This window comes from Flavobacterium sp. 140616W15 (assembly GCF_003668995.1).
Classification (GTDB): Bacteria; Bacteroidota; Bacteroidia; order Flavobacteriales; family Flavobacteriaceae; genus Flavobacterium.
Window position 1 is genome coordinate 889,167 of record NZ_CP033068.1, and the last position, 20,612, is coordinate 909,778.

Consider the following 20,612-nt stretch of genomic DNA (forward strand, 5'->3'; position numbering starts at 1 on the left):
AGAGATATGATTACTTCATTGTCAATAAAAAATTATGCACTAATTGAAAAATTAACTATTGATTTTTCAAAAGGATTTTCTATAATTACTGGTGAAACAGGAGCAGGAAAGTCTATAATATTGGGTGCGTTAGGCTTAGTTTTAGGTAAAAGAGCTGATTTGACTTCATTGAAAAATAAAGAAGAAAAATGTATTATTGAAGCGCATTTTAAGATTTCGAAATACAATCTTCAGGCTTTTTTTGAGGCTAATGACTTAGATTATGAAGATGATACTATAATAAGACGAGAAATTTTGCCTTCAGGTAAATCGCGTGCTTTTATAAATGATAGTCCAGTAAATCTTCAGGAGTTGCAAGAGTTGAGTTTGTATTTAATAGATATTCACTCGCAACAACAAACTCAGGAGTTGTCGGAAGAAAGTGTTCAGTTTCAAATTATTGATGCGATTGCAGACAATCTTGGTGTTATTTGTGAATATCAGAATGTTTTAAAGAAGTATAAATCGGATAAAACAAAACTGAATTCACTTCTTAAAAAACAAAACGAATCAGCTAAAGAACAGGAATATAATACGTTTCTTTTGAATGAATTGGTTGTGGCACAATTAAAATCTGGGGAACAAGAAGAATTAGAAGAAGAATTTGAAAAACTTAACAATGTTGAGATTATCAAGGAATCGATAGATAGGTCATTAGCTATAGCTAATGAAGAACAATTTGGAGTGATTCAAAATCTAAATGAGATTAAAGCATCTTTGCATAAAATTGTTACTTTCTCACCAGGATATCAAACATTGTTTGAACGATTGACAAGTTTGGCGATTGAATTTGATGATGTATCGAATGAGTTGCAAAAGGCATCAGAAAAATTATTAAATGATCCAGCAAGGCTAGATTTCATTAGTCAGAAATTGCAGGTTATTTATAATTTACAAAAAAAGCATCAAGTTGCTACAGTTGATGATTTAATTGAGATTCAGACTAAACTTGAAAATTCAGTTCTTGAATTGGGGAATATTGAAGAAGAAATAGCAAAACTGACTACTTCTATTGATCAAAAAACAGCAGAATTAGATGTTTTTGCTAATAAAATTCATGAAAATAGAATAACTGCAGTTCCATTATTGTCAGATAAGCTAATTGCAATATTAGAAACATTAGGAATGCCAAATGTTCGTTTTAAAATTGATATTAATTATGGAGAAACTTATTTTCAAAATGGAAAAGATGAACTTCAGTTTTTATTCTCTGCAAACAAAGGAACAGATTTTGGAATACTTAAAAAAGTTGCTTCTGGAGGTGAAATGTCACGTATTATGCTTGCTGTAAAAGCGATTTTAGCACAATATTCAAAACTACCGACTTTAATATTTGATGAAATTGATACGGGAGTTTCAGGAGAAATTGCTATTAGAATGGGAGAGATTATGAAAGAGATGAGTAAGCAGATGCAAATTTTTGCAATAACGCATTTACCACAGATCGCGGCTAAAGGAGATTCTCATTTTAAAGTATTTAAGTCCACAATTGATGATGATACACAGTCAGAATTGAAGCTTTTATCTCAGGAAGAACGTATTGTAGAAATTGCTCAAATGTTGTCAGGGTCAGTGGTTTCTGATTCGGCTTTAAATCATGCTAAAGCCTTGCTCAACTAAAAAAATGAGTTATATTTGTGAATTAAATTATTCCGTCTTACGAAATGAAATAGGTAGTTAACTGCTATCATTTATATAAAATAAAAATAAAAAACAGTTCCAAAATTATGATTATAGAACCAAGAATGAGAGGATTTATTTGTTTGACATCTCACCCAAAAGGATGCGAGCAAAATGTAAAAAATCAAATAGAATACATAAAATCTAAAGGGCCGATTGAAGGAGCTAAAAAAGTATTAGTAATTGGAGCTTCAACAGGTTTTGGATTGGCTTCTAGAATTACAAGTGCATTTGGATCTAATGCAGCTACAATTGGAGTATTTTTTGAAAAACCACCAGTTGAAGGAAAAACAGCTTCTCCAGGATGGTATAATTCAGCAGCTTTTGAAAGTGAAGCTCATAAAGCTGGTTTGTATGCTAAAAGTATCAATGGTGATGCTTTTTCTAATGAAATTAAACAGCAAACAATAGATTTAATTAAAGCTGATTTAGGTCAGATTGATTTAGTAATTTATAGTTTAGCTTCTCCAGTTCGTTTGCACCCTGTAACAGGAGTATTGCATCGTTCAGTTTTGAAACCAATTGGAAGTACGTTTACTAATAAAACAGTTGATTTTCATACAGGAAATGTAACAGAAGTTTCTATTGAGCCATGTACAGAAGAAGAAATTGCCAATACTATTGCGGTAATGGGTGGTGAAGATTGGTCAATGTGGATGGATGCATTGAAAAAAGAAAACTTATTGGCTCCTGGGGCTACAACAGTTGCTTATTCGTATATAGGGCCATCTTTAACAGAAGCAGTTTACCGTAAAGGAACAATTGGTCGTGCTAAAGACGATTTAGAAGCTACAGCATTTGCTATTACAGATAGTTTGAAAGATCTAGGCGGAAAAGCATATGTTTCAGTTAATAAAGCACTAGTTACACAAGCGAGTTCAGCTATTCCGGTTATTCCGTTATATATTTCATTATTGTATAAAATTATGAAAGCTGAAGGTATTCATGAAGGGTGTATTGAACAGATTCAGCGTTTATTCCAAGATAGATTATATACAGGAAAACCAATTCCTACAGATGAAAAAGGAAGAATCCGTATAGATGATTGGGAAATGCGTGAGGATGTTCAAGAAAAAGTAGCTAAATTATGGTTGGAAGCAACTACAGAAACATTGCCAGCAATTGGTGATTTGGCTGGATATAGAAACGATTTCTTAAACTTATTCGGATTCGAATTTGAAGGAGTAGATTACAAGGCAGACACAAATGAAGTAGTTGGAATAGAAAGTATAGCTTAAACCAGCAAAAAAGATATAATTATTTAAAACCATCAACCCAAAGTTGATGGTTTTTTTATGGATATAACTTATCTTTGTTAAAATTTTACAGTTAAAACAAATACTACCTTAATACCGCATACCTAATTATGGTGTTTTCTTTAATTATACCTGTGTATAATCGTCCTGACGAAGTTGATGAGCTATTAGAAAGCTTACTGTTATCTGAATATAAAGAGCCTTTTGAAGTCGTGCTTGTAGAAGACGGTTCAACATTACCATGTGATGACATAGTTCGAAAATATCAAGAAAAATTAAATATATCTTATTACTTTAAAGAGAATTCTGGTCCTGGTGACTCTAGGAACTTTGGAATGCGAAAAGCGTTGGGTGATTATTTTATTATTTTTGACTCAGATTGTATAATTCCATCAAATTATTTGGTAGAAGTTGATAAAGCTTTAAAAGAGGATTATGTAGATTGTTTTGGAGGTCCAGACAAAGCCTTAGATAGCTTTTCGGATATTCAAAAGGCAATTAATTTTGCTATGACATCATTTCTAACTACAGGAGGAATAAGAGGAGGGTCAGAGAAAATAGGAAAGTTTCAGCCACGAAGCTTTAATATGGGGTTATCTCGTAAAGGATTTGAAGCATCAAAAGGATTTGGAAACATTCACCCAGGAGAAGATCCAGATTTGTCTATACGCTTATGGAATTTAGGTTTCGAAACGAGGCTTTTTTCTAAAGCATATGTGTATCATAAACGAAGAATCGATTGGGATAAATTTTCGATTCAGGTTAATAAATTTGGAAAAGCAAGACCAATACTTAACAGTTGGTATCCGCAGTATAATAAACTTACATTTTTCTTCCCAACATTTTTTATTTTGGGGCTTATTTTTGCAGTTATATTGCTAATTTTTAATATTGACATCTTTCTGCAATTGTATTTTATTTACTTTTTTATGATTTTTATTGTGGCATCGATTCAAAATAAGAATTTGAAAATTGGGTTTTTGTCTGTTATTGCGGTTTGGAAACAGTTTTATGGATACGGAATTGGTTTTTTAGAATCGTTTGTTAAGATAATTATTTTGAAGAAAAAACCTCAAGAAGCATTCCCAGGATTATTTTTTAAGATTTAGTATGACAAAAATAATAGGCTTAACAGGAGGTATTGGAAGTGGTAAAACAACCATAGCAGGCTTTTTTGCAGCAATGGGGATCCCTGTCTATATTGCCGATGATGAGGCCAAAAAAGTAATGCAGTCTAATGAAATAATTGAAGCTATAAAAGCGGTATTTGGGACTGAAGTTTTTGAGGATAATACATTAAATAGAGCCAAATTAGCAGATATTGTTTTTAATAATGCAGATAAATTAGCATTGCTTAATGCGATTGTTCATCCTGCTGTAAAAAAAGATTTTGAGAATTGGTTGCTAAAACATAAAAATGACCCCTATATAATATACGAAGCTGCAATTTTATTTGAGAGTGGTCGTTATAAAGAATGTGATATTATAATTACGGTTACTGCCCCTCAGGAAACCAGAATTGAGAGAGTAATGAATCGCGATAAAACTACTCGCGAACATGTTTTAAAACGAATGGATATGCAATGGAACGATGAGCAACGTTTAGCGAATAGTAATTACGTTATTCATAATTTGAATCTTAAAAGTGCAAAGCAGGAAGTTGTTAAAATTCTTAAAATTTTAAATATTAAACAAAATCACTCTTAAATGTTAATATTTGGTTAATGTATTATTTAGTATATTGTTAAAATATTAATTTTGTTTCGATGAATAAAATGTTTTTTAGAATTCTTGTTTTGTTAATGAGTTTGTCCTTAATTGGGATAATTCTTGTTCAAGTGTATTGGTTTACTTCTTCATTTAAAAATAATGATGAGCAGTTTAAGTTTCATGTTAAGCAAGTTATTGGGAACGTAGCCGATAAACTACAACAACAAGAAGCGTATAGTTTTTATGATAAATACAATCATTATAAAGATAGTACGGGTAAAGTTCCACAAAAAAATGATTTATTAGAATTTTATTACGTTCAGAAAAATCCTAGAACGAATAAAACGATTGTATATTCAAATAGTATTATATCAGAAGATTATAATATCAATGGATCGTTCTTTGATAAGAAATTTAATAACGAAAGATTTAAGAATTTTAATTCTAAGCGTACAACCGAAATTTATAATAATAACAATATAGATAATTCGTCGTTACAACAAAGTATAATTCCAGATGTAAAGATTGAAAAATCTGGAAATCTTGATATTTTAGATAATGCACAATTTGAAATATTCTTTAAAGATATTGCTTCGGCAATGCCTATTAATGAAAGAATTAGTAAAGAGAAGTTGCAAAAACTCTTAAAAAAGGAATTAGAAGAATATGGTGTAAAAACGAAATTCGAGTTTGGAATTTATAGTAGCGGTATTGCAACCAAAATTAAATCGGATGGATTTAAATATGATAAGGAATCGACTTATTCAATACCAATTTTTGCAGACAATGAAGGGAATAATAAGTATGAATTATCAGTAACATTTCCTCATAAAAAGAAGTTTTTACTGTCAGAATTGGTAAGTATAACAATATTGTCAATCATATTTACGCTAATTATTATAATTGCATATACAAGTGCTTTAAATCAGTTGATTCGTCAGAAACATATATCCGAAATCAAGACAGATTTTATAAATAATATGACACATGAGTTTAAAACTCCAATTGCGACAATAAATTTGGCTTTGGATGCCATAAAAAATCCTAAAATAATAGAAGATAAAGAGAAGGTGTTTAGGTACCTTCAAATGATACGTGACGAGAATAAAAGAATGCATGCTCAAGTTGAGAATGTATTACGAATCTCTAAATTAGAGAAAAGAGAATTAGACATAAATAAAGAACCAACCGAAATCCATGGGATTATCGATGATGCAATAGAGCACGTAAGTTTGATTCTTGAAGATAGAGGTGGAACAGTTACAAATCATTATAATGCTGCTAGAACAACAGCATTAATTAATGAAGTACATTTTACTAATGTCTTGGTTAATATATTGGAGAATGCTATAAAGTATTCACCAGGTATTCCTAAAATAGAAATTTTTACAGAGAACATTAAAGATATGATTCTTATAAAAGTAAAAGACAATGGTTTAGGAATGAGTAAAGTGGCTCAGAAAAGAGTTTTTGAGAAATTTTACAGAGAACATACAGGAGATTTACATAATGTTAAAGGTCATGGGTTGGGCTTATCTTATGTAAAGAGAATCGTAGAGGATCATAACGGTCAAGTCTACGTTGAAAGTGAAAAAGGGAAAGGTAGTACCTTCATAATTAAAATACCACTAATAAATTAAAATATGGAAAATATCAATAAAAGAATTCTTTTAGTAGAAGATGACCTTAATTTTGGTGCAGTTCTTAAAGACTATTTAATGTTAAATGACTTTGAAGTTACATTAGCAAAAAATGGTATGGAAGGCTTCGAGAAATTCAAGAAAGACGTATACGATTTGTGTATTCTTGATGTCATGATGCCATATAAGGACGGATATACATTAGCAAAAGAAATCAGAGAGAAAAATAGCGAAGTGCCTATTATCTTTTTAACTGCAAAATCAATGAAAGAGGATGTGTTAAAAGGGTATAAAGCAGGTGCAGATGATTATTTAAACAAGCCGTTTGATTCAGAAGTATTGCTTATGAAAATTAAGGCAATTATTCAAAGAAAATCTTCTGATACAAAAGCAGAGCAAGTTCAATTTGAGTTTAACATTGGTAAATTTCATTTAAATTCAAAACTTAGATTTTTAACTTTTGAAAATGAAGAGCCAATAAAGTTATCTCCAAAAGAAAACGAATTATTGAAAATGTTAATCCTTCACGAAAATGACTTAATGCCAAGAGAATTGGCTTTAACAAAAATCTGGAGAGATGATAATTACTTTACTTCAAGAAGTATGGACGTATATATCGCCAAACTTAGAAAGTATCTTAAACCAGACGAAAATGTTGAAATTCTTAACATACACGGTGAAGGTTTTAGACTAGTTGTTAAAAATAAAGAAAATGCATAAATAGGAAGCTTCGAGAAATCGGAGCTTTTTTTTTTGTAACTAATTCTACTTTATGTTACAAGGGGTGTCATAAAAAAACAACAAGTACCTAACAGGTTTAAATAAACGGTTAGGTACTTGTTTTTGGATTCAGGTCAATTACAGACTTTTTTTCTATTATATTGTAATTTCTTGTTCAATGGAATGACAGTGTAATAGCAAAGAAGTTGATCGGCTTAGATAGCAATAAGTTTATAATTTGTTTTTAAAGGATTGCTATTTATTCCAATTAAGCTGTAATGCAAAACATGTTTTATCTTCTTTAGTAATGCTAAAAGTGCTATTAGCATCAGTTTCGCTTTCATGAATTACAACATTGTCATTCAAGGATAGTTCTTTCATGAAATTCATTTCGAAACTATCTATTTCTTGATTCAATATTTTGTTTGAGTCTACGTGGTCTAAGCACCATTCAAGATATTTTACATTATTTACATGGTTCACAATGTCTAAATCAGATAAATAAACAGTTTTTTCAAAAACAGATTCTTTATCAGGATTGATACTTATTTTAGAGAAACCATCAGTAGTTGCCCTTTTATCTGGAAATAATTCGAAATGTTCATATGGTAAAGCCAAGCCTTCAGGACGTCGCGCTTTAGTGTTAAAAACAGCCCAGAATGTTTCACTTCCAATTATTTTTTCACCATTTAAATACATTTCTAATGCACGAACTGAGCGAGAATTTTCTAAACTGTTAATCCATGTTTTTACAGTTACTACATCTTGCCACTTAGGTAAAGCTGTAATTTCTACACGCATTCGGCTTAAAACCCAAGCTTGATCAAATTCCTGCATATCTGTAAAGCTAATTCCTCCAACTTCTGAATGGGCAGCTGCAGTGAGTTGCAAAAGATTACACATATCGGTATATTTTAAATAGCCACTTGGCGTGCATTGTGTAAAATTGATCTCCCAGTCTTTGCTTAAAACAGAAGTGAAATTTGGTGATATGGGCATTGTAAATTATTTTATATTTTTATCGATAAAGTTTATTATCTCACTTTTTGGTGTTAGATAATCAAACCATTTTGTATTTTCGTTTCGCTTAAACCAAGTTAGTTGACGTTTTGAAAAACGGCGTGTGTTTTTCTTGATTTCTTCGATTGCAAATGGCAAGGTGAATTCGCCATCAAAATAACTAAATAATTCTCGATATCCGACCGTTTGCAAGGCATTTAACGCTTTATTAGGATGAAGACGCTGTGCTTCTTCAAGTAAACCGTTGTTTAGCATTATATCAACACGTTGGTTTATTCTATCGTAAATTACGGCTCTGTCTGTTTCTAAGCCTATAAGGATAGGGGTGAAGTTTCGATTATTCTTTTTTTGGTTTAGAAATGAAGAATATGGCTTTTCGGTGCCTAAACAAACTTCTACAAAGCGCATCATTCGTTGTGGATTTTGTAATGTCTGCGGGTTTTCGATAGTAAGTTTATTGTAGTAACTACTGTCTAATTTTTTTAATTGCTCCTGTAAATACGTAATTCCTTTTTGTTCGTATTCCTGTGCTATTTTTTCTCGTATTGTAGTATCTATTTCGGGAAACTCATCGAATCCTTTTAAAACTGCATCAACATATAAACCCGAACCCCCTATGAGAATTGCATAATCATTATGTTTAAACAATTCTTCTAACTTGTTTAGTGCTTCTTTTTCGTAATCACCTACAGTATAATTATCAAAAATAGAGATGTTCTGTATAAAATGGTGTTTAGCAGCTTGTAATTCGTTAGGATTAGGTACAGCTGTACCAATTGTCATTTCTTTAAAAAACTGACGGCTATCGCAAGAGATTATTTCGCACTTGAAATGTTGTGCCAATGTGATACTCAAGGCAGTTTTGCCTATTGCTGTTGGTCCTACTATTGTGATTAAGTATTTCATATTTTTTAGCCCAGATAGGAATGTAAACCCCAGACTTAGATTTGTTTATTTTTTTTGGTATATAAGAGCGACTTTATGAAGCTCCTTATTATACCTTAAAAAAATTACGAATATAAGGAGGAGTTGTAATGTATAGCTGGAATGGCTTTTTAAATTATTTATCTGCTAATGTTTTGCCACATTCGTAGCAGTATTTTGCATTGTCAAAATGAACTTGTGAGTTGCAATTTGTGCATGTTTTTTTGCTACTAACAGCATTACTTTTAAGGCTACTTTTTGCAAACTCGGCTGTTACAATTCCGGTAGGGACAGCAATGATTCCATATCCCATTATCATTACCAATGAAGCTAAAAATTGTCCTAATGGTGATGCTGGTGAAATATCGCCGTAACCTACGGTAGTTAGGGTTACAATAGCCCAATAGATACCAACAGGGATACTTGTAAAACCACTTTCTTTACCCTCGACGACATACATTAATGAGCCAATAATTACAGCACTAATAATAACAAAGTAAATAAAAACTAGGATTTTCTCTTTGCTAGCTTCCATTGCTTCACGAAGTTGTATCGATTGTTGTGATATTTGTGGAATATGCAAAATCTTGAACAATCGGAAGAAACGTAAGACTCTTACAATGGTTAAAACATTTGTGGCTGGGAAAAATATTGACAAATACATAGGTAGTATTGCCATTAAATCAATGATTCCGTAAAAACTAAATATATATCTTACAGGTTTCTGTATCGAAATGATACGTAAGATAAATTCGATGGTAAAAAATGATGTTATTACCCATTCGCAAATAAGTAGCTGTGTGTGGTATTTATGATTGATACCTTCTACTGTATCTAGCATTACTAAAAGTACGCTCAATAAAATAAGTCCCAAAAGTACCAAATCGAACATACGTCCTAAAAAGGTATTTGTACCATATAGGATGATTTGGGTTTTTTGTCTGAAAAGCTCGTATTTTGATTTAATTCTTTTCATATCTACGAAGATACTGAATGTTACTATTATTAAAAATGAATTACTTTCAATGATTTGTTTTTTCTCATATAATTTTGAATTATACTTTTAGCATCACGATTGTTTTGCATTGGTATAAGTATGTTTTTGAGAATTTCGATGTTGGTAATCTGGTAGTTTAAATCGTAAAATGCATAGCCTTTGTAAACACCATCTTCTATCAATATGGCGCTACGTTCGTTTATCGTTCGTCCACGGTCTATTAAAATCATATTTTTATTTTCGAAGCTGTAATCTGTAATAAAGTTTTGAACTCTTGTGTTATACTCCTCAGGAGAAATTTCTCCGATACAAGCTCCATCACATTCCTTTATTTTATATTGAAAGCATTCTTTTTTAGTAGCATATAAACCAGTAAGCTTTTGACATAGTTTGTATTTATCAGTAAAAAAAAACAAAGCATTTTTTCCTTCTTGTAGGCTTCCGTAAGATGTAATTTCTTTTTTTCTTCCGTCAGTTTTCTGAAGTTTTAAGTTTAGATACCCATTTTTGTCTTTTTCAATATATATAGATAGTGGGAATGCTGTTTTTTTCTTAGAGCGATTGTATTTTGGTTTGTTGATTTTTATTTCATCACTTTCTTTTAAAAGTGCAATCAGTTCACTTCCTGTTTCATCATAAGTAACCGTGAATACCTCAGCTTGAATTTTCTTGCTTTTGATATTAGTTCCTGTAAAATGCTGATTAATACGTTTTTTTATATTTCGACTTTTACCAATATAAATAATGGTTCCATTTTGGTTATGTATGTAATATACACCTGTTTTTGTTGGTGCTTGCGCTATTATGTCCAGTAATTTTGGAGCAATACCTTTTTCGATTTCAAGTTTTATAAAATCCTTTATGATTGTTTTTTCTGTATCTTTTTCTAAAAGCATTTTAAACAACTTAACAGTTGCCATTGCGTCACCATTGGCACGATGTCTGTCGGCCATTGGGATTCCAAGTGCTCGAACTAGTTTGCCTAAGCTATAAGAAGGTTGTTCTGGAATTAATTTTTTGGCAAGTTCGACTGTACAAAGGGTTTTAGCTTCAAAATCGTAGCCTAAACGTCTAAATTCGGTGCGTAAGATTCTATAATCAAAAGAGGCATTGTGTGCTACAATAACACAATCAGAGGTGATTTCAATAATTCGTTTGGCAACTTCAAAAAATTTTGGTGCTGAACGTAACATAGCATTGTTGATACCAGTAAGTTTTACAACAAACGGCTGAATTGGAATTTCAGGATTAACCAAACTAATAAATTGATCAACTACTTCATGGCCATCAAATCTATAGATAGCAATTTCGGTAATTCCTTCTTCATTAAACTGTCCTCCAGTTGTTTCTATGTCTAGTATTGCATACAAATTTAGTTCTCAGTGTCAGTTTTTAGTAATCAGTGCATTTTTTGTTTAGTAACCTAAAATTTTTAATCTATAATTTAAAATTATATTTATCTTCCTCCAAATATACTACTTCCAATGCGAACCATGGTACTGCCACATTCTATTGCAAGTTGGTAGTCTCCTGACATTCCCATAGAAACAGTATTTAATTTACAGTTTACAGTTTCTGTAGCTTGCAAAGAGTCGAAGATTGATTTTAAATGGGTGAATTCTTTCTTTATTTGGTTTTGATTCTCGGTAAAAGTTGCCATTCCCATTAAACCCAAAATTTGAATGTTTTTTAAATTATCAAAATCAGCAGAGGCTAGGAGTGATGCAAGTTCTTTTTCGTCAAGACCAAATTTTGTTTCTTCTTCGGCAATATGTATTTGAAGCAGACAATCAATAACACGGTTGTTTTTTAATGCTTGTTTATTGATTTCCTGTAGTAGTTTTAAACTATCGACTCCATGAATCAAACTTACAAACGGTGCCATAAATTTTACTTTATTTGTTTGTACGTGACCAATCATGTGCCATTGAATGTCTTTTGGCATTTCTTCCCATTTGTCTGTCATTTCCTGGATTTTGTTTTCTCCAAAAATACGCTGACCAGCTTCATAGGCTTCCATTAAATCAGTAACGGGTTTGGTTTTAGAAACCGCAACTAATGTTACATGTTCTGGTAGGGAAGCTTTTATGGTAGTTAAATTTGATGCTATTGACATGTTTTTCTTTTTTATGAAATGATAAATTGCTTTGAGATTTTCTCCGCTTTTTTACTTTCACTATAATCATAGAATCCTTCGCCAGATTTCACTCCTAATTTTCCAGCACGTACCATATTTACTAATAGTGGACATGGTGCATATTTTGGATTTTTAAAACCGTCGTACATTACATTTAAAATAGCTAAACATACATCAAGTCCAATAAAATCTGCTAGTTGTAATGGTCCCATTGGGTGTCCCATTCCTAGTTTCATTACCGTATCTATTTCGTAAACACCAGCTACTTTGTTGTATAATGTTTCGATAGCTTCATTTAGCATAGGCATTAAAATTCTGTTTGCTACAAAACCTGGATAATCGTTTACTTCAACAGGGGTTTTACCCAATTTTACGGATAAGTCCATGATGATTTTAGTAACTTCATCGCTGGTGTTGTATCCGCGAATAATTTCTACTAATTTCATGATTGGCACTGGATTCATAAAGTGCATCCCAATAACACGTTCAGGATGTGCTACAACAGCTCCGATTTGTGTTATAGAGATAGAAGAAGTATTTGTTGCTAGAATTGTGTTATGGGAACAAGCTTCGTTTAATTGTTTGAAAATATTCAACTTTAAATCAATGTTCTCGGTAGCGGCTTCTACAACTAAATCTACACCTACAACGCCATCTTTAATATCGGTATAGGTAATAATATTTGTTATTGTTTTGGCTTTTTCTTCTGCAGTAATACTTCCTTTTGCAAGCATTCTGTCTAAGTTAGCGGCAATGGTTGCCATTCCTTTATCTAAAGATTTTTCAGAAACATCAATTAGTTTTACTACAAAACCACTTTGAGCAAATGTATGAGCAATTCCGTTACCCATTGTTCCAGCACCGATTACAGCTATTGTTTTCATATTATTTAAGTACTATATTTTATAATTTTAGCCATAAATTCACGAATTAATTCATGAATTTATGGCTAACTTTTTTGAGGTTATTTTTATTTATCGAAACAATCAATAATTTGGTAAGCCACTTTTAATGCATCTGTTGCTTGTTCTAGAGTTACAACTGGATCAGTATCAGTGTTTATTGCATTTGCGAAAGATTCTAACTCATCTAAAATTGCATTGTTTTGCTCCACATCTGGATTTGTAAAATAGATTTGCTTTTTTACTCCTTCTGCATTTTGCAGAATCATATCAAAATCACCTGGTATTTCGGGTGCATCTTTCATACGAACAACTTCACATTTTTTTTCTAAAAAGTCAACTGAAATATAGGCATCCCTTTGGAAAAAACGCGTTTTACGCATGTTTTTCATCGAAATTCTGCTTGCTGTTAAGTTTGCAACACAACCATTTTCAAATTCAATTCTAGCATTAGCAATGTCTGGAGTATCACTAATTACTGAAACTCCACTTGCATTGATACTTTTTACTTTTGATTTTACTACACTTAAAATAGCATCAATATCATGAATCATCAAATCTAAAACTACAGGAACGTCAGTACCACGAGGATTAAATTCGGCTAAACGATGTGTTTCTATAAACATCGGATTTTCAATCATGTCTTTTGTTGCTATGAATGCTGGGTTAAAGCGTTCAACATGACCAACTTGACCTTTTACGTTATATTCTTTTGCCAAAGCAATTATTTCTTCGGCTTCTTCAACAGTATTCGAAATTGGTTTTTCGATAAAAATATGTTTTCCTGATTTTATGGCAACTTTAGCACATTTGTAGTGTGATAATGTTGGAGTTACAATATCAATTACATCAACAGCATGAATTAGCTTTGCAATTGTATTGAAATTTTTATAACCGAATTCTTTAGAAATTTTCTCGGCGTTTTCTTGATTTTGGTCATAAAAACCAACTAATTCATATTTATCAGATTGTTGTAATAAACGTAAATGTATTTTACCTAAGTGACCAGCACCTAAAACTCCTACTTTTAACATGAGAATGTATTTTTAACAAAAATATAATTTATTTGTTGAAAGTGAAAGTGAATGCTTTAAAGTTTTAGTAATTTAATATTTAAGAATCAATATTTGAATTCCTATTTACTTTCTTATTTTTGCTAAAATAAAAAGAACAAACATTGAAAGACACTGCCAAACATCAAGGACTTCGGAATCAATTAGTAAGCACTTTGCAACAAAAGGGAATTACCGATAAGGCTGTTTTGGAAGCGATTAAAAAAATTCCAAGACATCTTTTTTTGAACTCTAGCTTTGAAGATTATGCTTATCAGGACAAAGCTTTCCCGATTGGTGCTGGGCAAACTATTTCTCAACCTTACACTGTTGCGTTTCAATCGCAACTGTTAGAAGTTAAAAAAGACCATAAAGTATTAGAAATTGGTACTGGGTCTGGGTATCAAACCGCAGTATTATATATGTTGGGAGCTAAAGTATATAGTATTGAAAGACAAAATGAGTTATTTAAAACAACATCTATCTTGTTTCCTAAATTAGGGATTCGACCTAAGCATCTTTCTTTTGGAGATGGTTATAAGGGATTACCTGGTTATGCGCCATTTGATAGTATTATTGTGACTGCTGGAGCGCCATTTATTCCTCAGCCGTTAATGGCACAATTAAAGATAGGAGGAAGATTAGTTATCCCGCTAGGAGAAGATGTCCAGGTTATGACGTTGTTAATTCGTAAAAACGAAACGCAATTTGAAAAACATGAGTTTGGAGAATTTAGATTCGTTCCTTTATTAGAAGATAAAAATTAGTAAAAGCCCATTTCGATGGGCTTTTTTATTGAGTAACTAATTCAATTGCACGCTGTAAATTTTCCTTTTCTACTTGAGCGATATAATTTATAAAAATTGATTTGTCATTTTGATTCTGACTTTCTGCTAAAATCGAAAGATATTTATTCTTATGCTCGTCATCACCTTGAATAGTTGCAAAAACATAACCGTTTTGAATTAATATCCAGTTCATTAATAAAAGAGCTATTTGAATATTCCCGCTCTCAAAAGGGCTAATTGTTATGATCTTTAAATGTGCTTCACAAGCTAATAATATAGGGTGAAGTGTGTTTTTATTGGTTTCATACCAACTGAAAAAAGAGCTAATTTCGCGAATAATCAATGCGTCATTTTTATATTTTCCTGCATGAGCAGGTTTTATTCCTCTTAAAATCTGATTGTGAATACTCAGTAATTCTTTTTCATTGACAGCACTGTTTTTTTGAGTTAAATCTTTAATGTAAGAAATAGTTTCATGATGGTTTACCGCTTCTAAATGCTCCTGCATGGTTTTGCCTCCAATTGTTAATCCTTCATTAATTACTGCTTTAGTCTCTTGTAACGTCAATGAGTTGTTATTAATTCTATTGCTTTCGTATGTATATTCGAGCTCTAAAATTTTAGAAATTCGATGTAAATCAAATTGTTGGAATGATTGTATTTTTGTTTTTAAGACTTCAATTTCATTTAGAACGTTTTGCAATGTTGACAAGATAATCGAAGTATCTCTCTTTTTAATGTTTTGAATTTCGATTTCGGCGAGATGTAATGCTTTAAGTGCCATTTCTTCATGTCCGATTTCATGTATTATTTTTTCTTTTAACCAAAGTATTAATAGATTCTCAAAATCAATTTCGAGCAATGAAGCAAGTTTTACAATTTGTTCTCTTGTAGGTTTTCGGGTGCCACTTTCAAATTTACTGATTAAGGCTTGATCAATTTCAAGTAATTGTGCTACTTCTCGAGTTTTAAAACCTTTTTGTTCTCGGGCATTTTTAAGTATCGTTTTCATTTCAGAAGCATGGTTTTAATTGTCAAGACAAATTTAGTCATTATTTTATTGGTAAAAAAATAGCATTAAAAATGAATTCAATGCTATTTGTGATTTTTTTTGTGATAAGTGCTATTTCTTTGGTAACGTTCCGTCTTTCTTCATTTCGTATATTATAGTTCTCATGATATCATCTATTGTTGTGCCAATATCAGTAACATCAGAGGATTTTGTTGTGCCAGTCCAGATTAATTTTTTTCTTTCAAAGAAAAAACATTGGTTTCTACTATATAATAAGTGTTTTCTACGTAATAACCTGGAGTGTAAAAATCGTTTGCATACATTCCGTACCAGCCACCAAACGGGCCTCCATATAATAAACCATTATAGCCTCCGTAATAGATGCTATTATCTATTCCAGGAACATATTCGGTTTGTTTTTCTTTGCTTACTAATCGCATAGTAACTACACCGTCAAAATTTTCATCGTTTAGTATTTTTAGTTTTTGGTCATCTGTAAGGCCATTACTAATTTGATTCAAAAACGGATAAGAAGCATGAAAAATAGGGTTACTTGCAGCAATTCTGTTTTCAATAACTCTTCGTGTCCCTTCATTTTTTATTAAAGCTACAACTAATACTTTTTTGAAATTTTCTGAACTAATTGTTATTTGCGGATCTCTCCAACTAGTAATGATAGAAGAATTAGTACCACATCCATATAGTAAGATCACAGTTAATAAAACAAATATTCTTTTCATAGCTAGAAATTTAGAGTTTATTGTAGTAAAAATAAGTATAAATATCGAGATATTACTCTGGAATTTTTATTTTAAAAAAGAGTCTAAATTAAAACGCTTTTTTAATTCGATCAAGATCACGCTTAGTATCTTGTTCTTTTAGAGATTCACGTTTATCGTAGTTTTTCTTCCCTTTACAAAGTCCTATTTGTAATTTAGCGAGTCCTTTTTCATTGGTAAACAGCTTTAAAGGAATAATTGTTAATCCTTTTGCTTGTACACTTTTTTGAAGGTTTTTCAATTCTTTTTGTTCAAAAGTAATTTTCGCTCACTTCTTGATTTATGATTGAATTGATTTCCAAAGGTATATTCTTCAATATAGGTATTAATAGCAAAAAGTTCATCACCACTAAATTCGCAAAAGCTTTCGGTAATGTTTGCTTTACCAAGGCGTATTGATTTGATTTCAGTTCCGGTTAAAACAATTCCAGCAGTGTAGGTATCTATTATTTCGTAATCGAAGCGGGCTCTTTTGTTGAGTATATTGACTGTTTTTAACATAGGGTACAAATGTAAAATAAAAAAGAAAAACTTTAGTGAAATCAAAGATAATTAAAGATAATTTTTAAACTATGATTTTAATCATTTTTCAGGAAAAAACTTACGCCTAAGTTTGTTAAATAATTTAAAATAAAAACTTAAAGACATGAAAAAGATTTTAACATTAGCTAGTATTGTTTTAATGGGGTTAACTGTAAAGGCTCAAGAAGTAGATCAAGGCTTAAAAGGAGCATGGTTTGTAACATCACAATTTGGCTACCAACAAACTAAAACTGATGATGTAAAACATACAAATTTATCAGTAATTCCGATTGTAGGTACTTTTATCACGCCATCTGTAGCTGTTGGAGCAGGGCTTGGATACATTAATATGAAATCTGAGTCTGATGCAGGCACTGCTGCAAAAACAGATTTGATAGTTATTCAACCATTAGCAAGAAAATATTGGAATATTGGGGGATCTTCTTTGTATTTCTTCGGTCAATTGGCAGCGCCAATTATTACAGGGAAAGATAAAGAAAGCGATTTGAAAATAAATCAATTTGGTTTAACTCTATCAGGTGGATTTGATTACTTCGTAACAAAATACTTCTCAGTTGAGTTTTCTTATAATTTAGCGAATTTCACATCTACAACTTTAGATCCAAAAGATGGTTCTAAAACGACTGTAACTAATTTTGGATTAGCGCATATGGCAAATGTTGATTCAGCTTATGCTGTTGGTGGTGCAAACTTAACAACACCACTTGCTGTTGGATTTAAATTCATATTCTAAATTATAGAAGGATTATTTTAATTTCAATTTAGTAATTTTGTAAAAAAGAAAGACCGTACTTTTTGTAGTACGGTCTTTTTGTTATTATTAAAAAAAAAATATAAAATGCAAAATCAAGATAAAAATCCTTTACACGGAATAACACTTCAAGCAATACTCGAAAAATTAGTTGGTTACTATGGGTTTGATACTTTAGGTGAATTAATACCGATTAAATGTTTTACTTCAAATCCTAGTATAAAATCTAGTTTAACTTTCTTAAGAAAAACAGATTGGGCTAGGAAAAAAGTAGAGGATTTATATATTAAATCAATTCCTAAATTTCCAGTATAGATTAATTTAATTTATATGAAATCATTACGCCACCTCCATAAGGAAGCCATTCACCACTTTTGTTAAAATGAGGAGCTTTTTCATAACGACCTGGTGTCCCATCATTGTAAAAGCCTTTATAAAAACCTTGATGCCATCCTCCACTAATAAAAAATCGAGCATAAATTTATCATTTAATTTCTTTTGATACCCAAGTGTGGCGCCAAGCCTATATCCATGTCCGTCTTCATATTTGTTTGTATCCCAGTAATTCCATTTTTGGATTTTATATATATCTCCTCCTATATGACCACCAAAATACAAACCATTGTATTTCTCATTAAAATGGTAGCGAACTTCAGGAGTAAAAGTGACAAACTTCATCGGGCTTTTTCCGTCAAATGATTCCCAAAAAGAGGCCATTAAGTCAACATTAAGAGTGAGTTTTTCGCTAATACTTGTTTCTACAGCAACATTAGGAATTGCTACTAAAGCCGTAATAGCATTTGCTTTTATGTAAGTTTGGCTATGAGATTGAATTGTGAATAAAAGAACGGTTAAGGCAAATAATTTTTTCATAAAGTCTAGTAATTACTAGCAATAAGTTAGTTTTGATTGCTAGTTTAGTGTGCAAATATAACGCAATGCATTATGTTGTATTGTTGTAAATTTAAAATTTAACAAGAATACATTGGAATTCTGTAAGTTATTCAGAAATATATAAATTTTAAACGCTTCTCTTGTAATAATGTTGTATTGCTCTTTAGTATTAAACTATTGAATTGTGCGAGTAGTTTGTACTTTATATTCTTTTATATACTTCACTGCTTTTAATAATTTAAATGCTTTATTTGTTCAATAATGAATAAATTACATTGTCTAAGAAACGTCCTTCATAATATTCCGATTCTTTAAAATGACCTTCCTTTACAAAGTCCATTTTTTGTAAAACTCTTTCTGAAGCTAAATTATCAGGATCAATAACAGCTTCGATAGAGTGTAGTTTCATTTCATTAAATCCATAATCGATTACTTTTTTTGCAGCCTCAGGAATAATTCCTTTTCCGTGAAATTCAGGTAATAACATATAGCCTATTTCTGCACGAAAGTTTCCGGGTTGAACTCTAAAATAACCAATAAATCCAATTATTTTAGGACTGTCTTTTAAAGTAATTCCCCAATTGATTCCTTCATTTGTTTCTATAATGCTGTTAAGTTGAGATATATGTTCCAATGCTTGCTCATTAGTTGTTATGAGTGGTCTTGGAATGTATTTCATAGTTTCTGGATTAGAACGTAGTGCTATGATTTCGCTAGTATCCTCATTCGTTATTCTTTTAAGGAGTAAGCGTTCAGTTTCGAGTACAGGAAATGGAGAAAAATTAAAATTTAACATAGGGTATGTAATAAGATTGAGTTATAAAATTTCGATACTAAATTTCGAATTAAACGTTTGATTTGCTTCTAAAGTCAAGATTCCTTCTTTTTCGAAAAGATTTCCTGAATTCTCGGGAGTATCTGAATAGCCAAACCAAGGCTCAATACAAATAAAAGGAGCATTTTCTTTTGTCCAAATACCTAAACTAGGAAAATCTGAAAAATCAACTTTTACATATGGTGTATTGTTTTCTGATATGGCGAGTGAGTTAGATTCTAATGACTTAAATATTAATGCATCATTTTCAAATAGTGAATAATCTAAATGAATTTGACCTTCTTTTGTTTCTAATTGTTTGGTTTTATTAGAAATCAAATCATTTTCAAGTAAAGAATATTCTAGAATTTCTTTTTTTTCAAATTCTAAAGCATAATCTTTGAAATTTTCTGGTAGTGCTATAGCAGGATGAGCTCCAATAGAAAAAGGCATTTTAGAATTGGTTTTATTGATCACTTTATATTGGATATCCAGTTGTGAATCTATTAAGGTGTAAATTATTTGGAGCTCAAATTTAAAAGGATATATTTTTAGTGTTTCATCATTTGATTGAATAGAAAATACTGCGCTTTCATCAGTTTTTGAAACAAGACTAAACTCCATATCTCTAGCGAAGCCATGTCGTGGTAAGTGATATGAAATGTTGTTAATAGTGTAGGTGTTGTTTTTTAATGTACCTACGATTGGAAACAATATAGGAGAGTGTTTGCCCCAAAAAGCGGGATTTCCTTCCCAAATATATTCTTTGTTTTGTATGTTTTTTAATGAAAATAATTCGGCTCCAGCATGTTTAATTGAAGCAGTAAGTTTAGAATTTGAAATAACTGTAATCAAAATTTAGGTTTTGTGAGATTAAAAAATTAGGTATTGTAAATATATTTATAAAATTAATTTATAGACAAAAAAGCGGGTGAAATATTTTCTAATAAAATT

At 31.1% G+C, this 20,612-nt stretch carries 21 protein-coding genes and 1 pseudogene; 9 read left to right on the forward strand and 13 right to left on the reverse strand.

The annotated features are described in order from the left end of the window. The first annotated feature begins 6 nt into the window (after positions 1-6). From recN to EAG11_RS03905, 6 genes are all read left to right on the forward strand, one after another. Complete coding sequence (gene recN / locus EAG11_RS03880) at positions 7-1,659, forward strand: DNA repair protein RecN (RefSeq protein WP_129537992.1); 1,653 nt, start codon at positions 7-9, stop codon at positions 1,657-1,659. A gap of 107 nt (positions 1,660-1,766) precedes the next feature. Further along, positions 1,767-2,957, forward strand: a complete 1,191-nt coding sequence (gene fabV / locus EAG11_RS03885) for an enoyl-ACP reductase FabV (RefSeq protein ID WP_129537993.1) — start codon at positions 1,767-1,769, stop codon at positions 2,955-2,957. A 128-nt stretch (positions 2,958-3,085) separates the two neighbouring features. Further along, positions 3,086-4,084, forward strand: coding sequence for a glycosyltransferase family 2 protein (locus tag EAG11_RS03890; RefSeq protein ID WP_129537994.1), 999 nt, complete (start codon positions 3,086-3,088; stop codon positions 4,082-4,084). Position 4,085: 1 nt separating this feature from the next. After that, positions 4,086-4,682, forward strand: a complete 597-nt coding sequence (gene coaE / locus EAG11_RS03895) for a dephospho-CoA kinase (protein WP_129537995.1) — start codon at positions 4,086-4,088, stop codon at positions 4,680-4,682. A 59-nt stretch (positions 4,683-4,741) separates the two neighbouring features. Beyond that, positions 4,742-6,325, forward strand: a complete 1,584-nt coding sequence (locus tag EAG11_RS03900; RefSeq protein WP_129537996.1) for a sensor histidine kinase KdpD — start codon at positions 4,742-4,744, stop codon at positions 6,323-6,325. Positions 6,326-6,328: 3 nt separating this feature from the next. Next, a complete protein-coding gene (locus tag EAG11_RS03905) occupies positions 6,329-7,045 on the forward strand; it encodes a response regulator transcription factor (RefSeq protein ID WP_129537997.1) in 717 nt (238 codons plus the stop codon). A 255-nt stretch (positions 7,046-7,300) separates the two neighbouring features. Here EAG11_RS03905 and EAG11_RS03910 read toward each other — a convergent pair whose 3' ends face one another. The 7 genes from EAG11_RS03910 to EAG11_RS03940 form a co-directional block, all read right to left on the reverse strand. Continuing rightward, positions 7,301-8,044 (reverse strand): acyl-[acyl-carrier-protein] thioesterase, encoded by a 744-nt coding sequence (locus EAG11_RS03910; RefSeq protein WP_129537998.1) that lies wholly within the window; start codon positions 8,042-8,044, stop codon positions 7,301-7,303. Between the two features lie 6 nt (positions 8,045-8,050). After that, complete coding sequence (gene miaA / locus EAG11_RS03915) at positions 8,051-8,971, reverse strand: tRNA (adenosine(37)-N6)-dimethylallyltransferase MiaA (RefSeq protein WP_129537999.1); 921 nt, start codon at positions 8,969-8,971, stop codon at positions 8,051-8,053. 154 nt (positions 8,972-9,125) lie between these two features. Beyond that, positions 9,126-9,965 (reverse strand): ion transporter, encoded by an 840-nt coding sequence (locus EAG11_RS03920; protein WP_129538000.1) that lies wholly within the window; start codon positions 9,963-9,965, stop codon positions 9,126-9,128. 29 nt (positions 9,966-9,994) lie between these two features. Beyond that, positions 9,995-11,356 carry an exonuclease domain-containing protein gene (locus EAG11_RS03925; protein ID WP_129538001.1) on the reverse strand — a complete coding sequence of 454 codons (1,362 nt, stop codon included), beginning with the start codon at positions 11,354-11,356 and terminating at the stop codon, positions 9,995-9,997. Between the two features lie 86 nt (positions 11,357-11,442). Further along, positions 11,443-12,102, reverse strand: coding sequence for a YggS family pyridoxal phosphate-dependent enzyme (locus EAG11_RS03930; RefSeq protein WP_129538002.1), 660 nt, complete (start codon positions 12,100-12,102; stop codon positions 11,443-11,445). 11 nt (positions 12,103-12,113) lie between these two features. Then, positions 12,114-13,007, reverse strand: coding sequence for a 3-hydroxyacyl-CoA dehydrogenase family protein (locus EAG11_RS03935; protein WP_129538003.1), 894 nt, complete (start codon positions 13,005-13,007; stop codon positions 12,114-12,116). Between the two features lie 86 nt (positions 13,008-13,093). Continuing rightward, the gene (locus EAG11_RS03940) at positions 13,094-14,059 is read right to left on the reverse strand and encodes a Gfo/Idh/MocA family protein (RefSeq protein ID WP_129538004.1); all 966 of its coding nucleotides are present in this window, start codon (positions 14,057-14,059) and stop codon (positions 13,094-13,096) included. A 143-nt stretch (positions 14,060-14,202) separates the two neighbouring features. Between EAG11_RS03940 and EAG11_RS03945 the strand changes: the two genes are divergently transcribed. Next, entirely contained in the window at positions 14,203-14,844 is a 642-nt protein-coding gene (locus tag EAG11_RS03945; protein ID WP_129538005.1) for a protein-L-isoaspartate(D-aspartate) O-methyltransferase, read from the forward strand. 25 nt (positions 14,845-14,869) lie between these two features. Here the strand turns inward: EAG11_RS03945 and EAG11_RS03950 are convergent, their stop codons facing one another. The 3 genes and pseudogenes from EAG11_RS03950 to smpB all read right to left on the reverse strand — a co-directional run bounded on the left by EAG11_RS03950 (position 14,870) and on the right by smpB (position 17,157). Further along, positions 14,870-15,877 (reverse strand): helix-turn-helix domain-containing protein, encoded by a 1,008-nt coding sequence (locus EAG11_RS03950; protein ID WP_129538006.1) that lies wholly within the window; start codon positions 15,875-15,877, stop codon positions 14,870-14,872. 227 nt (positions 15,878-16,104) lie between these two features. After that, on the reverse strand, positions 16,105-16,617 hold the full coding sequence (locus EAG11_RS03955; RefSeq protein WP_242499258.1) for a hypothetical protein: 513 nt from the start codon (positions 16,615-16,617) through the stop codon (positions 16,105-16,107). Positions 16,618-16,705: 88 nt separating this feature from the next. Then, positions 16,706-17,157, reverse strand: a pseudogene (smpB, locus tag EAG11_RS03960) (SsrA-binding protein SmpB). Between the two features lie 145 nt (positions 17,158-17,302). Between smpB and EAG11_RS03965 the strand changes: the two are divergent. Then, complete coding sequence (locus tag EAG11_RS03965) at positions 17,303-17,932, forward strand: outer membrane beta-barrel protein (protein WP_129538007.1); 630 nt, start codon at positions 17,303-17,305, stop codon at positions 17,930-17,932. A 105-nt stretch (positions 17,933-18,037) separates the two neighbouring features. Continuing rightward, positions 18,038-18,265 carry a VF530 family DNA-binding protein gene (locus tag EAG11_RS03970; protein WP_129538008.1) on the forward strand — a complete coding sequence of 76 codons (228 nt, stop codon included), beginning with the start codon at positions 18,038-18,040 and terminating at the stop codon, positions 18,263-18,265. 24 nt (positions 18,266-18,289) lie between these two features. Here EAG11_RS03970 and EAG11_RS03975 read toward each other — a convergent pair whose 3' ends face one another. From EAG11_RS03975 to EAG11_RS03985, 3 genes are all read right to left on the reverse strand, one after another. After that, complete coding sequence (locus EAG11_RS03975) at positions 18,290-18,823, reverse strand: DUF3575 domain-containing protein (RefSeq protein ID WP_371414621.1); 534 nt, start codon at positions 18,821-18,823, stop codon at positions 18,290-18,292. A 268-nt stretch (positions 18,824-19,091) separates the two neighbouring features. Continuing rightward, positions 19,092-19,640, reverse strand: a complete 549-nt coding sequence (locus EAG11_RS03980; RefSeq protein ID WP_129538009.1) for a GNAT family N-acetyltransferase — start codon at positions 19,638-19,640, stop codon at positions 19,092-19,094. Between the two features lie 21 nt (positions 19,641-19,661). Continuing rightward, entirely contained in the window at positions 19,662-20,513 is an 852-nt protein-coding gene (locus EAG11_RS03985) for an aldose 1-epimerase family protein (RefSeq protein ID WP_129538010.1), read from the reverse strand. Positions 20,514-20,612: the final 99 nt, after the last annotated feature.

Excerpts from the sequence above, each read along its gene's own strand:
- EAG11_RS03890 (WP_129537994.1), top strand. The coding sequence starts at position 3,086 with ATGGTGTTTTCTTTAATTATACCTGTGTATAATCGTCCTGACGAAGTT.
- EAG11_RS03940 (WP_129538004.1), bottom strand. The coding sequence starts at position 14,059 with ATGTTAAAAGTAGGAGTTTTAGGTGCTGGTCACTTAGGTAAAATACAT.
- EAG11_RS03950 (WP_129538006.1), bottom strand. The coding sequence starts at position 15,877 with ATGAAAACGATACTTAAAAATGCCCGAGAACAAAAAGGTTTTAAAACT.
- miaA (WP_129537999.1), bottom strand. The coding sequence starts at position 8,971 with ATGAAATACTTAATCACAATAGTAGGACCAACAGCAATAGGCAAAACT.
- EAG11_RS03920 (WP_129538000.1), bottom strand. The coding sequence starts at position 9,965 with ATGAAAAGAATTAAATCAAAATACGAGCTTTTCAGACAAAAAACCCAA.
- EAG11_RS03975 (WP_371414621.1), bottom strand. The coding sequence starts at position 18,823 with ATGAAAAAATTATTTGCCTTAACCGTTCTTTTATTCACAATTCAATCT.
- EAG11_RS03935 (WP_129538003.1), bottom strand. The coding sequence starts at position 13,007 with ATGAAAACAATAGCTGTAATCGGTGCTGGAACAATGGGTAACGGAATT.
- coaE (WP_129537995.1), top strand. The coding sequence starts at position 4,086 with ATGACAAAAATAATAGGCTTAACAGGAGGTATTGGAAGTGGTAAAACA.
- EAG11_RS03965 (WP_129538007.1), top strand. The coding sequence starts at position 17,303 with ATGAAAAAGATTTTAACATTAGCTAGTATTGTTTTAATGGGGTTAACT.
- EAG11_RS03970 (WP_129538008.1), top strand. The coding sequence starts at position 18,038 with ATGCAAAATCAAGATAAAAATCCTTTACACGGAATAACACTTCAAGCA.
- EAG11_RS03930 (WP_129538002.1), bottom strand. The coding sequence starts at position 12,102 with ATGTCAATAGCATCAAATTTAACTACCATAAAAGCTTCCCTACCAGAA.
- EAG11_RS03910 (WP_129537998.1), bottom strand. The coding sequence starts at position 8,044 with ATGCCCATATCACCAAATTTCACTTCTGTTTTAAGCAAAGACTGGGAG.
- fabV (WP_129537993.1), top strand. The coding sequence starts at position 1,767 with ATGATTATAGAACCAAGAATGAGAGGATTTATTTGTTTGACATCTCAC.
- EAG11_RS03900 (WP_129537996.1), top strand. The coding sequence starts at position 4,742 with ATGAATAAAATGTTTTTTAGAATTCTTGTTTTGTTAATGAGTTTGTCC.
- recN (WP_129537992.1), top strand. The coding sequence starts at position 7 with ATGATTACTTCATTGTCAATAAAAAATTATGCACTAATTGAAAAATTA.
- EAG11_RS03905 (WP_129537997.1), top strand. The coding sequence starts at position 6,329 with ATGGAAAATATCAATAAAAGAATTCTTTTAGTAGAAGATGACCTTAAT.
- EAG11_RS03955 (WP_242499258.1), bottom strand. The coding sequence starts at position 16,617 with ATGAAAAGAATATTTGTTTTATTAACTGTGATCTTACTATATGGATGT.
- EAG11_RS03980 (WP_129538009.1), bottom strand. The coding sequence starts at position 19,640 with ATGTTAAATTTTAATTTTTCTCCATTTCCTGTACTCGAAACTGAACGC.